14 protein-coding genes are annotated in these 12551 nt (G+C 61.3%); 12 read left to right on the top strand and 2 right to left on the bottom strand.

Features of this window, described 5'->3' with window-relative positions; all coding sequences use genetic code 11:
- Positions 1-129: 129 nt before the first annotated feature.
- Positions 130-327 (bottom strand): hypothetical protein, encoded by a 198-nt coding sequence (locus AC4OR5_RS06360; protein ID WP_003099811.1) that lies wholly within the window; start codon positions 325-327, stop codon positions 130-132.
- Positions 328-544: 217 nt separating this feature from the next.
- Between AC4OR5_RS06360 and AC4OR5_RS06355 the strand changes: the two genes are divergently transcribed.
- From AC4OR5_RS06355 to AC4OR5_RS06310, 10 genes are all read left to right on the top strand, one after another.
- Complete coding sequence (locus AC4OR5_RS06355) at positions 545-1237, top strand: hypothetical protein (protein WP_003123350.1); 693 nt, start codon at positions 545-547, stop codon at positions 1235-1237.
- Between the two features lie 10 nt (positions 1238-1247).
- Entirely contained in the window at positions 1248-2000 is a 753-nt protein-coding gene (locus tag AC4OR5_RS06350) for a TIGR03759 family integrating conjugative element protein (RefSeq protein ID WP_003121010.1), read from the top strand.
- Positions 1985-2566: a hypothetical protein gene (locus AC4OR5_RS06345; protein WP_003121011.1), complete on the top strand. Its 582-nt coding sequence runs from the start codon at positions 1985-1987 to the stop codon at positions 2564-2566. Before AC4OR5_RS06350 ends, AC4OR5_RS06345 begins: the two co-directional genes overlap by 16 nt.
- Complete coding sequence (locus AC4OR5_RS06340) at positions 2563-3063, top strand: integrating conjugative element protein (protein ID WP_003121012.1); 501 nt, start codon at positions 2563-2565, stop codon at positions 3061-3063. Before AC4OR5_RS06345 ends, AC4OR5_RS06340 begins: the two co-directional genes overlap by 4 nt.
- A gap of 8 nt (positions 3064-3071) precedes the next feature.
- On the top strand, positions 3072-3341 hold the full coding sequence (locus tag AC4OR5_RS06335) for a hypothetical protein (protein ID WP_023082675.1): 270 nt from the start codon (positions 3072-3074) through the stop codon (positions 3339-3341).
- Positions 3342-3344: 3 nt separating this feature from the next.
- Positions 3345-5576, top strand: a complete 2232-nt coding sequence (gene traD / locus AC4OR5_RS06330; RefSeq protein WP_023082676.1) for a type IV conjugative transfer system coupling protein TraD — start codon at positions 3345-3347, stop codon at positions 5574-5576.
- Positions 5576-6322, top strand: coding sequence for a TIGR03747 family integrating conjugative element membrane protein (locus AC4OR5_RS06325; protein ID WP_009316301.1), 747 nt, complete (start codon positions 5576-5578; stop codon positions 6320-6322). The genes traD and AC4OR5_RS06325 overlap by 1 nt, the downstream gene beginning before the upstream one ends.
- Before the next feature lie 17 nt (positions 6323-6339).
- A complete protein-coding gene (locus AC4OR5_RS06320; RefSeq protein WP_023980742.1) occupies positions 6340-6831 on the top strand; it encodes a hypothetical protein in 492 nt (163 codons plus the stop codon).
- A 240-nt stretch (positions 6832-7071) separates the two neighbouring features.
- Positions 7072-8553: a UvrD-helicase domain-containing protein gene (locus AC4OR5_RS06315; RefSeq protein WP_012076865.1), complete on the top strand. Its 1482-nt coding sequence runs from the start codon at positions 7072-7074 to the stop codon at positions 8551-8553.
- A gap of 130 nt (positions 8554-8683) precedes the next feature.
- Positions 8684-8926 (top strand): hypothetical protein, encoded by a 243-nt coding sequence (locus AC4OR5_RS06310; protein ID WP_171889420.1) that lies wholly within the window; start codon positions 8684-8686, stop codon positions 8924-8926.
- Here the strand turns inward: AC4OR5_RS06310 and AC4OR5_RS06305 are convergent.
- Positions 8904-10205 carry an ISL3-like element IS1411 family transposase gene (locus tag AC4OR5_RS06305; protein ID WP_011920678.1) on the bottom strand — a complete coding sequence of 434 codons (1302 nt, stop codon included), beginning with the start codon at positions 10203-10205 and terminating at the stop codon, positions 8904-8906. The two genes, AC4OR5_RS06310 and AC4OR5_RS06305, sit on opposite strands and share 23 nt — an antisense overlap.
- Before the next feature lie 123 nt (positions 10206-10328).
- On the opposite strand from AC4OR5_RS06305, the gene AC4OR5_RS06300 reads away from it, so the two are divergent.
- Complete coding sequence (locus AC4OR5_RS06300) at positions 10329-11834, top strand: amidase (RefSeq protein WP_196738996.1); 1506 nt, start codon at positions 10329-10331, stop codon at positions 11832-11834.
- Positions 11835-11934: 100 nt separating this feature from the next.
- Positions 11935-12282, top strand: coding sequence for a DUF2834 domain-containing protein (locus AC4OR5_RS06295; RefSeq protein ID WP_049251069.1), 348 nt, complete (start codon positions 11935-11937; stop codon positions 12280-12282).
- Positions 12283-12551: the final 269 nt, after the last annotated feature.

Genomic DNA, 12551 nt, shown 5'->3' with positions numbered 1-12551 from the left:
CCCCTATGGTTATAAATCAGTTTTACAAGCTTGATACAACCAAGGAACCTTAACCATTTTTCTCAATGTTCTTCAAGTGCATCAAGGGAGCAATTCGTCATAGCTTAATTCCTAGGAATAGCCTTTCAGTCAACCTATAGGCAACTGGCCGAGCACCAAAAGCGTGCTCAGTGCATGGTAGCGAGCCAGGTATTCGCTCCATGCCTCATCGACGTGCGCGCTCTCAATCCCTGCCTCCCTCTTGCGATAAAAAGCAGCCACGGCGGCCAGTTCCTGGCGCGCTATATCGATGATGGTTTGTTCGAGCTGGGGAAGGTCTGTATTCATGGCCTAGGGCTTCCTCGAAGCAGTGTTAACCAGAAATGACGCAGCCTGGATGCGTGTGAAGGGCACCCAGAGTCGACTGATCTTCGCATAGCGAATCAGGCCCGGCGATTCGCCAGAATCCTATCCAAAAAAATCCCACCCCCACTCACCGAGTATTTCCTACTGCCTCAATGGGGGCAGTCTGAGAGGGTGTCTCTGGCTTCGCGCGAGGACACTCATGAAACGCCCATCCCCTGCATCAATGATTCTTGGCCTCTGCTTGACAGCAATGGCCGGCCTGCTGGGCTACCAGCAGTACCAACTCATTCAGCTCCGATCAGGCGTGGACAGTGCCGCGGAAAAGACCTCGCTAGAGGCGATCCTGGCGCGCTTGAATCGAGTCGACGAGCGCCTCGACGCCGTGGATGGACAGCACCTGGTCAGCAACGAGGACTTCCGCTCAGGCCAGCAGGCGCTGTCCAACCGCATTGACGCCGCGCAGGCCTTCGCCAAGCAGGCCTCCGACGCCGTCGAGAACCTGGCTCAAACCACCGCCTCGGCCGGCGATCTCCTGGTGCTCAAGGCAACAGTGGAGACGCTGGACGGTTCTGTCCGCACGCTGCAAGAGAAGCAAGCCAAGGCTCCGCCGCTGATCGTGCCTCCACCGAAGCGCGGTGCCTTCCCTGTCAAGCCCAAGCCGAAACCCAAGCCGATCGAGCCTCCGCCCTTCTCAATCCTCGGCGTGGAGTATCGCGGGGGCGAACGGTTTCTGTCGGTTGCACCTCCGGGATCCACCCAGCTCAGCCAGATCTACCTCATTCGCCAGGGCGATGCCGTCGCCGGCACGACCTGGCGCCTGACCGACCTTGACGATCGTACCGCGCACTTCGACGTCGCCGGCGCCTCGCGCAGCGTCCGCATCCAACCATAGGACCCCGCACATGAACAGAACCGTATCGCTCCTGTCCGGCCTGGTGCTGCTGAGTTATCCCGCAGTCGGTCAGGAGGCTGCGGCAAGCCGAGAGACCAGCAGCCAGCTGTCCGGTAGCCAACTCGGCACGCTGAAACAGCAGACATCTCAGAGCGACCTGGCCCAGGAGTGGGGACTGAACCAACAGGAATGGACCCGCTACCAGACGCTCATGCAAGGCCCCAGGGGCGTGTACTCGCCTGGCATTGACCCGCTGACTGCGCTGGGCATCGAGGCGCGATCGGCAGAGGAACGGCGGCGGTATGCCGATCTACAGGTCCAGGCCGAACGGCGCCGGGTCGAGAAGGAACTCGCCTACCAGCGCGCATACGACGAAGCCTTCGCCCGCGCCTATCCAGGCGAGGGGGTGATCCGCCTCACCGAAAGCAGCACGGCCAACCCGTCGGGCACCCCGAACATGAGCCCAGCGTTGCAGAGCAGCGGGCGCCTGGCCCTGTTCGTCCAGGACAATTGCACCGCCTGCATCCAGCGGGTCCGCGACCTGCAGCAGCAGAACAAGGAGTTCGACCTCTACTTCGTCGGTAGCCAGAACGACGCAGAGCGAGTGCGGCATTGGGCAATCCTCGCCGGCGTCGACCCGAAGAAGGTTCGCAGCAAGCAGATCACGCTCAATCATGACGAGGGCCGCTGGATGGCCCTGGGACTGGGCGGGGCCCTTCCCGCCCTGGTCCAGGAGGTGAACGGCCGATGGCAACGTCTGTAATCCGCGCCCTCCAACTGGCCGCCCTGCTGGTCCTGGCCAACATCGCTCAGGCCGCCGTGGATCCACCGCCGGCGTATAAGCAGATCGCCCTGCCCAAAGGGGTTCCGGCCGAGGTGCTCTACTCGGTCGCGCTGACCGAGAGCAAGGTCCTGCTGCGCGGCGAATACGTTCCCTGGCCTTGGACATTGAACGTCGCCGGGAAATCCTACTACTACGCGACCCGCACCGCCGCCTGCACCGCGCTACTCGCGGCGATCAACCTCTACGGGGCCAAGAGCGTCGATTCCGGCCTCGGCCAGGTCAACATCGGCTGGAACGGACATCGTTTCTCCAGCCCCTGCGAGTCCCTGGATCCGTACAAGAACCTGGACGCCACCTCCGACATCCTGATCGAGCAGCGGGACGCCCTGTATGCATCCGCCCCGGGAAGACCGGTGGACTGGATCCAAGTTGCCGGCCGCTACCACCGCCCCGCCGGCGGCGCGCCTGCCGCCAAATACCGTAGGACGGTATCCCGCCACCTTAGCCAAGTCCTCGGCGTCAACCTACTGGTGACCAATCCATGAAGAAGATCCTTGCCACGCTGGCATTTTGCACGGCGTTCGCGACTCAAGCCTGGGCCGCCGGGCTGATCGTTGTCGAAGACCTGGGCGGCGCCTCGGCGCTCCCCTACTACCAAGGCCTGGATCCGCAGCCATCCGCTGCCGCACCAGGACCTGGCGACCTGGGCGTCCGTGGCTCAGGTGCGTTTCCAGTTCGCTCCGCCCGTCTTTCGCCAGGACAGGTCCAGGGGCGCGCCATCAACGCTCCAGGCCTGCAACCGCTGTTCCTGGTCGGCGACGACACGCTGTCTCAAACCTGGCTGAAAGAGCGAGGCGACGAGCTCCGAGACCTCCAAGCCGTGGGCCTGGCAGTGAACGTGGCCAGCGAAGCGCGCCTGACGGAGATCCGGGCCTGGGGGAAAGGACTTCAGATATTGCCGGCGCCGGCGGACGACCTGGTCGACCGGCTAGGGCTGCAGCATTACCCCGCCCTCATCACATCCACCGCCATCCAGCAGTAGGAGTCCTCATGACTACTCATCTGATCACCCTGGTCATCAAGCAGCCGAGCGACGCTCAGGCACGCCAACTCATGTACCAGGAGTTGCTCGGCCTGATCTCACGCTACGGCGGTGAGGTGACGTCCAAGGCCTTGGAGGACGAGTCGACCCTCTGCGAGCTGCTGGAACAGATGCTGCCTGATGATGAGGTAGAGCAAGCCAGGAAACAGGTGCTGGAACTTCATGCCAAGCGCCGCCAACCGGGCCGCCTGGACTCGCCGGCGAGCCTGAAGGTGTAACCCATGGCTGGCCAGTACCCGCTGGAAGCGCTCTTGCGGCCGGCCGTGGAGCTCTACACCACCACCGTGTGCTTCACCGCGGCCGCGCTCTGTATCGTCGCGCCGTGGACGTTCGCCCTCACTCCGCTGTTCGGCATCGTGGCCGCACTGGGCTTCGCCTGGCTGGGTATCGTGCGGCTGAAGCAGGCCGGCGTGGTGCTCCGCTACCGGCGGAACATCCGCCGACTGCCGAAGTACACGATGACCAGTGCCGAAATGCCGGTCAGCAACGAACACTTGTTCATCGGCAAGGGCTTTCGCTGGACGCAGAAGCATACGCAGCGCCTGGTAGATACCTACCTGCCCCAGTTCGCCTCCTACGTCGAGCCCTCGCCGCTCTACGAGCGCGCGCGCCGGCTGGAGAAGCAGCTTGAGTTCGCCCCCTTCCCTCTGAAGCTGGTCGCCAAAGCCACTGCCTGGGACGTGGCCTGGAACCCCGCACGGCCGCTGCCGCCCGTGGGCGGTTTGCCTCGGCTCCATGGCATCGAGCCGCGCGAACAGGACGTAGGCCTGCAACTGGGCGAGCGCGTCGGCCACACACTGGTACTCGGCACTACGAGGGTGGGTAAGACGCGACTCGCGGAGCTGTTCATCACCCAGGATATTCGCCGTACCCACTGCCGGGGCCGACGCCGGCGGGCGAAGATGGGCCGGCGGACCCAGACGGTTCACCACGGCCACCGGCGCCGGCGCGCAGAGGAGCAGCCGGACTACGAGGTGGTGATCGTCTTCGACCCGAAAGGCGACGCTGACTTGCTGAAGCGTATGTACGTGGAATGCGAACGTGCCGGCCGCCTCGATGAGTTCTACGTGTTCCACCTCGGCCACCCTGACCTGTCGGCACGCTACAACGCCGTCGGCCGGTTCGGCCGGATCTCCGAGGTCGCCACCCGCGTCGCCGGCCAGCTCTCCGGCGAAGGCAACAGCGCGGCGTTCCGCGAGTTCGCCTGGCGGTTCGTCAACATCATCGCCCGCGCGCTGCACGCGCTGGGTATCCGCCCGGACTACCAGCAGATCCTCCGGCACGTCGTGAACATCGATGCGTTATTCGTCGAGTATGCCCAGAAGTACATCAGCGAGCACGACCCGAGGGCCTGGGACACCATCATCCACATCGAGGGCAAGCTCAACGACAAGAACGTGCCATTCAACATGAAAGGGCGGCCCTTCCGTGTCGTGGCCATCGACCAGTACCTGACACAGAAACGCATCGCCGACCCGGTCATGGAAGGCCTGAAGAGCGCCGTGCGCTACGACAAGACCTACTTCGACAAGATCGTGGCCTCGCTGCTGCCGCTACTGGAGAAACTCACTACCGGGCGGATCTCGGAGCTTCTTTCGCCCAACTACGCGGACCTCAACGATCCGCGACCGATCTTCGACTGGATGCAGGTCATCCGCAAGCGCGCCGTGGTCTACGTCGGCCTCGACGCACTATCGGATACCGAGGTCGCCGCCGCGGTGGGCAACTCCATGTTCAGCGACCTGGTCTCGGTGGCGGGTCACATCTACAAGCATGGAGTCGATGACGGCCTGCCCGGCTCACTCGCCGGCGGCAAGGTCCGCATCAACCTGCATGCCGACGAGTTCAACGAGCTGATTGGCGACGAGTTCATCCCCATGGTCAACAAAGCGGGCGGCGCCGGTGTGCAAGTGACGGCCTACACCCAGACCATGAGCGACATCGAGGCCAAGATCGGCTCCCGCGCGAAGGCCGGTCAGATCATCGGCAACTTCAACAACCTGTTCATGCTGCGGGTGCGCGAGACCGCCACGGCCGAACTTCTGACCAACCAGCTCCCCAAAGTCCAGATCTACACCAGCACGCCAGCGAGCGGCGCCAACGACGCGATCAACAACAAGAAGGCAGCCTTCACCTCCAGCTCACACGACCAGGTGCAGATGACCAGCGTGCCGATGCTCGAGCCGGCCCACATCGTTGGTCTGCCCAAAGGACAAGCGTTCGCGCTACTCGAGGGCGGCAATCTCTGGAAGATCCGAATGCCGCTGCCGGCGGTCGATCCCGACGAGGTGATGCCGAAAAGCCTGCAGGAGCTGGCTGCCGGTATGCGCAAGGGCCAGGCCGCAAACAGCGAGTGGTGGGAGGCACCGGGATACTCCGCCCTGCAGGATGGTCTGCCCCAGGACCTGGTCGACGATTTCCGTCACCTCGGCGCCGGTGAGGATGCCGCCTGATGGCTGAAGTCACTCAACGTGCAGAGCAGCAACAAGAGAGCCAGAAGACCCTTGTCGGCACCATCATCAGTACGCCCTTCCAATTTCTCGGCGTGATGTTCGGTTCGCTGGTCGGCGCAATCATCGTGGAGTGGGTTTGCCTGTATTTCTTCTGGCCTGACGCGGGCTGGAAGCATGCCCAGGCCATGTTCGAGTACGAACTCAGTTGGCTGTCGCAGGGGCTGCTACACAGCGTCGTCGTGCAGGAGCCAGGTCGAACCGCCACCTGGCTGGCCCAGTTGGCCTATGACTGGTTGTTCGTGAAGACCGGGATAGTCGACTGGATGACCAACATGACCACCATCGCGCAGGCAGGGCCACGGAGCCCTCTGGACGTTCGCTATCTCACCGCCCAGGGTGTCTCCACGCTGCAGAACTACGGCCTGGCCGCGCTGTACACGGTGCTGACATTCGTCGTGCGCCTGGTGATTCTGGTCATGACGATCCCGTTGTTCCTGATGGCCGCGTTCACCGGCCTGGTGGACGGCCTGGTGCGCCGGGACCTGCGCAAGTTCGGCGCCGGCCGGGAGTCCAGCTACCTCTACCACAAGGCGCGCGGCAGCATCATTCCGCTAGCGGTCGTCCCTTGGACCCTCTACCTGGCGATCCCCATCAGCATCAACCCCTTGCTCATCCTGCTGCCCTGCGCCGCGCTGCTCGGCGTAGCGGTGTGCATCACAGCATCCACCTTCAAGAAATACCTCTAGTCCTCGAGGAGACGCTCATGGCCCTACCGCTGAAACACCTCTTGCCTTCGCGCGACACGGCTCTACACGCCAGTTGGATCACGCTGACTGTCCTTGTACTGCTGCTTTCAGCGGCTGTACTCATGACGATGGGCAGGCTCAAGGAGGCCGGCACGTATTGGCAAGTTCTCGTTGAAGTCGCCCTGGTATTGCTGTCAGTCCAATGGTTGCTCACCGCAGCCTGGGTTCGAGTTGGTACTCGTCGTGGTCCATGGACCAGACAGGCCGTTTTAACTCCGCTCGCCTGGCTCAGCGTGACCTCGGTTCTATACGTCTATGCCGTGGCACAGGTGATAAATCGGTTGATTCCAACAATGGAGACGATAGTCCCCCACGCTACTACAGGGGCCGCCGAGGGTGCGGCATTTCTCACGCTATGTGCCGGATTTTCACTATGCCTGGCGACTATGACAATGGTCATTACGCACCTTTGCTACCTGTGTATTCGTCACCGGCGCACTATCGGTTGAGCACCTCGAACCAGTGAATCAACCAAGGCACAGCATGTGATCTCAACTCGCTAGATGAGAACCACGCGACAGCAAAAAGCAGAATCAAAAAGATCAACGCAAATCGCCAAATTTTCATTTCGATGCCTTCAGGGAGACGAACGACAAATGATGCCATGCCCTGACTAGCTCCACAGCCACAGCCCCCTGTTTAACCAGACACCTACCAATCTGGAAGCCCTCGTATCTCCGGAGACACCTATGCAGTGGACTCACGAACAGTCACCGATCATCCAGTCGAAGGCATCGAAGATCCTGGTGCGGGCCTTCGCCGGCACTGGCAAGACGACCACCCTGGTGGGCTTTGCCAAGGCGAACCCTACCCTGAGAATCCTCTATCTCTGCTACAACAGCTCGGTGGAGAAAGCCGCGAAGGGCAAGTTTCCCCGCAACGTAGTGTGCAAGACCGCCCACAGCCTGGCTCATGCGGTGTACGGCATCCAGTACGCCCACAAGAAGACGAAGAACCTGCGTCTGACCGATATCGCCCGCGGACTCGATACCCAAGACTGGGAGTTGGTACGTGACGTGCTGGCCACGCTGAACAACTACATGGCCAGCGCCGACGCGGAACTCGGCCGACCGCACTTCCCGCGCTTCCGCGACAAGGCGTTCCTCACCAGTGCCCAGGAACGCTTCCTCAAGCAGGGCCTGGACATGGCGCGAGTAGTCTGGAGGCGCATGGTAGATCTCCAGGACACCGGCATGCTGATGCCCCATGACGGCTACCTGAAGCTGTATCAACTGAGCAAGCCCGATTTGAGCCAGCGCTTCGACTGCATGCTCCTGGACGAGGGACAGGACATCAACCCAGTGATCGCGGACATTGCCCACTGGCAGCGCATCAGAATGGCTATCGTCGGCGATCCCCACCAGCAGCTCTACCGGTTCAGAGGCGCGGAAGATGCCCTGAACAGCGACTGGATGGTCGGCGCCGAGGAGCACTACCTGACCCAGAGCTGGCGGTTCGGCCCCGCGATTGCGCACGTGGCCAACATCATCCTCTCCTACAAGGGCGAGACACGGAAACTTCAAGGATTGGGCCCGCAGACGCTGGTGAAAAAGTCCCTCCCGGCGGACCTTCCTCACCGCACTTTCATTCACCGCACCGTTATCGGCGTCATCGAGAATGCCCTGCAGCTGGTCCGCAATCATCCGGAGCCCAAATTCCACTGGGTAGGCGGTATCGACAGTTACTCGCTGCGCGACCTGGAGGATCTGTACGCATTCAGCCGAGGCCTACGCCAAAACGTCCAGAACAAGAAACTGCTCCGTGACTACCGCGACTACACCCAGTACGTGGAGATCGCCGAGATCAGCCAGGACGGTGAGATGCTTCGCTCGATCAAGATCATATCGACCTACCCTGATCTGCCTGCGCGGATCCTTGAGCTTCGCTCACTGACCCTTGACGATGAGCTGGACGCAACAATCACCCTGACCACCGCACACAAGGCCAAGGGGCTGGAATGGGATTTCGTTTGCCTGTACGACGACTTCAACGCGGACCCGCTGTCCCCCGACACCGACCCAGGCAAGCGCGACGATGAGTTGAACCTGATCTACGTCGCAGTGACCCGAGCGATGAAGATCCTCGCCATCAACAGCTTGGTGCTGTCGATCATGCAGCGGTACGTGGACGACAGACAACTGAAGGAGCAGATAGCTATCTGTAAAAAATGACTCAAAAAATGATATTGGTCACAGCGAATGCCTGATATTGACATAAGGCAAAGAGATTTGTAACCAACTCATTCAGCCTAGGAAGTACTCACACCAAGACTTTAACGTTAGGTCACAGCGGAGCATTGAGATGAAACTTATCCTTGATTTCGACGGACGCCTTCTAAATCCAAGCAACATGCTAGAGGCCCTATCAAAAGCAGGAAAGAATACAAGCATCAGCATAAGCAACGCGCAAGCACTAAATATAGACACTCTTCTCAAGGCAACAACCGCTGCAGAAAACACAAAAAACCTCTCAACAACTTTCAACGGCGCAGAGCTGACTGCCAACAACCGGCTCTTCGCATTTAAGGGTGTAGCTGATTTCTAAACCCTCCTGACTTCAGCAAGCACCTGGCTATGTAATTGGTTAAATTTCTAAAGCCCAAGGCGGTACCTCGTAAGTGCTCAAGTCGCCCGTTGATAGCTTCTGTTGGACCGTTGCTGGTTCCTGGCCGGTCGAAGTAGGCAAGGATGCTCTCAGCGTATTTTTTCAGCGTTTCCCCCAAGCCTTTCACCTCGATGAGCGCTTTGGGCAAGTCGCTGGCTGTAATGATATTTATGACCTCTTCCATGAGTTTTTTACCACGTTTTCGATCCGGCTCGTTGTAGGCGCTGACCACCCGTTGGTACATGCTCCAGGTGCAATCCACTTCGAGGTGGTGCTCATCTGCAAACAGCTGGAACAGTTGCTTTTTGTTGGCGTCAGACAGGTAGCTGATCCGAGTCAGTAGCGTTCGACGGCTTTTGTAGAGCGGGTCATTTTTACGCCCTCTGCGGCCCAGGATGTCGTGTTGCACACGCCGGCGGCATTCATCCAGCATGTTGCTTGCCCAGCGCACGACATGGAAAGGATCCAGCACGGTTTGGGCTTGAGGCAGGGCTTCTTGCGCTGCAGATTTAAACCCCGTAAAACCGTCCATGGCAATGCTTTCGATCTGGTCACGCCACGATTTGGGGCGACTCTGTAGCCATTGCTTAAAGGCTTGTTTGGAGCGGCCTTCCAGCACATCGAGCAAGCGGGCCGGCCCGTTTTTGTTACGCACGGGCGTAAGGTCAACCACGATGGTGACGTACTTGTCACCACAGCGTGTATGTCGCCAAACATGCTCATCCACGCCCAGCACGGTCACACCGTCAAAACGTGTCGAGTCATTAAAAAGCAGGCGCCGTCCTTCGTTGATAATGGCATTATTAGCGGTGTGCCATGCAACATCAAGCTGGCTCGCAACACGAGATACCGACAGATGATCCAGCACGATGGCAGCTAATGCCCAGCGTATCGCCCCATATGAAAGCTTTGAACGTGGAGGTGCTGCACTGTTTGTATCTTCATGCCAGAAACAGCCGCAAGCACAACGCCAGCGACGGATACGCAGCAGCAATCTGGTTGGTCGTTGTCCGTAAGGTGTGTGAGCAAGATGCCTATCGACAGTACCGCGTGAAACACCAGCAGCCCCGCACTTGGGGCATGGCTCGGGTGCTTTGGTTAAACGACATTCGATGACGGCGCGCTCTGCACAAAGATGTTGTCCAGTGGCAGTCAGGCCGAGGTTATTCAGTTGGCAAAAGCTGGAAAGATCAGGGCTAGAAAAGGTAAGATTGTTCACGTCGGGGGCTTAGTTTTTGTTGGTGTGAGAGCTTACATTTTCTAAGATCCTCGACTCCTTTTCCAGCCGGTCAGATTTTTTCTACACCCTTAAATGCGAACAAACCTCTATTAGGACCTTTCAATGACCCTGAGTGTGCAGCAGTACCTGCAGGCCGACGCCACGGCGCTGGCCGATCTGGTCCAGCGTGGCGAGGTCAGCGCCGCCGAGTTGCTGGCCCTGGCCACGGCCCAGCTACAACGCCTCAACCCCCAGCTCAACGCCGTCAATCGGCCCATGCCTGAACAGGCCCGCCAGCGCGTGGGTGAGACCCTGGAGGGCCCGTTGGCCGGGGTGCCCGTGCTGATCAAGGACGCGGTGCAGGACTATGCCGGGCTGCCGACCTCCAATGGTAGCCGGGCCTTTCGACACCACGTTGCCGCCAGCCACTCGACGGTGGTCCAGCGCCTGCTGGACGCCGGCGCGGTCATTATCGGCAAGACCAATACCCCGGAGCTGGCCCTCAAGGGCTTTACCGATCCCCAGGCCTTCGGCATCACCCGCAACCCCTGGGACCTGACGCGCACACCGGGCGGCTCCAGCGGCGGCTCGGCCGCGGCGGTGGCCGCCGGGATCGTCCCCATGGCCGGGGCCAATGACGGTGGCGGTTCGATCCGCATCCCGGCGGCCTGCTGCGGGCTGCTGGGCCTGCGCCCGTCCCGTGGCCGGGTGCCCTGTGGACCGGCCAGCGGCGAGATCTGGGAAGGCGCCTCAAGCGATCTGGTGGTCTCGCGCAGCGTGCGCGACTCGGCCCTGGCCCTCGACGTCCTGGCCGGCCCGGCGTGCGGCGAGCCCTTCGTGATTGCCCCGCCCGCCCAGTCTTTTCGCGCATTGCTCAGCGAGGAACCACGCCGCCTGCGCATCGCCTTCAGCACCCGCTCGCCCCTGGACACCGAGGTCCATCCAGAGGCCATCGCCGCCGTCCAGCACACCGTGCGGTTGCTGGAAAAACTCGGCCACGAGGTGATCGAGGCCGAACCACGATACGACGGCCATGCCCTCGCCCGCTGTTACCTGGACATGTACTTCGGCCAGGTCGCCGCGACCCTGGCCGAAGCCCGTGAAGCCGGCGCCCGCAGCGCCGACTTCGAACTCGCGACCCGTCTGCTCGAAGCCTTTGGCAACGCCACTCGCGCCGGCAACTATGTACGCAGTCATCGACGCTGGAACCAGTTCGCCCGCGCCCTGGGCGAGTTCCATCAGCGTCATGACCTGTTCCTCACCCCTACCCTGGCCTGCCCGCCCGCACCCCACGCCGCCGCGCAGATGCCCGCCGGCCAGGAGCGCCTGCTGGGCTGGCTGCTCAATAGCGGGCTGCTCGGCGTCCTGGCCCGCCTGGGCCTGATGGAAAAGCCGCTGAACGAGCTGTCGCGACAAAACCTCAGCTATGTGCCATTCACCCAGTTGGCCAACCTGACCGGCACCCCGGCGATCAGCGTACCGCTGCACTGGACCGCCGAAGGCCTGCCATTGGGCGTGCAGTTCATTGCGCCGTTCGGTCAGGAGGGGCGGCTGCTGCAACTGGCCGCGCAGCTGGAGCGGGCCCAGCCCTGGATGCATCGCCTGCCTGCCATGGCCTACCCGACCTAGCACTCATGACCTGGCAGGTCATTGAGCCGCGGGCCTGCCCGCGGCTAGGGTGAAAGCTCATCACCGACGCCCGCCCGCGGGCCCTGCCAGGAGCCTCGCCATGCCCCGCTACCCGACACTCGCCGCTCTTATTGCCCTGCTGGCGTTTGGCAGCTTTACGCTGTTCACGCTGGTACACGCCGAACAGTCCCTGCTGCAATTTGGCCGCGAACTACTCGCCCGCCCCGACACCGCCCAGGTCGTGATCGACCTGTACCTGATGGCCGGGCTGGGCGGGATCTGGATGTACCGCGATGCCCGTGCCAAAGGCCGTTCATGGCGCTCGCTGCTACCGTACTGGCTGCTGACGGCCGTTTTTGTCTCGCTCGGCCCGCTGCTCTATCTGGTGGTCGAGGGATTTCGCGCGTCTTGCGGCCATGGCGCTGGCCGCCGCCAGGGTCTATCTTAGGCGCCTGGCGACAGCGGCTCGCCGCCCCCATAACAAGATCGCCGTTCCGCCTTTTACGCACGCTGATCGTTGCCATGGAACAGTGGTACGAGTCGACTCCAGGGTGGTACATCACGCCAAAAACACCCGAGAAACGGTGCAAAACACTTTGGGTATCCGGATTATCTGGTTGGTATGCGAGAGAGAAAGGTGGCCGACAAACTCAACCCACAACGGATTAGCTGGTTGATGGCTCGCTCAGTACGCTCACTTGCTAGAGAGCAGATACT

The organism is Pseudomonas sp. YA1, assembly GCF_058680555.1.
The sequence above is the reverse complement of the archived record's forward strand: the minus strand, read 5'-3'. Positions and strand labels throughout refer to the sequence as shown.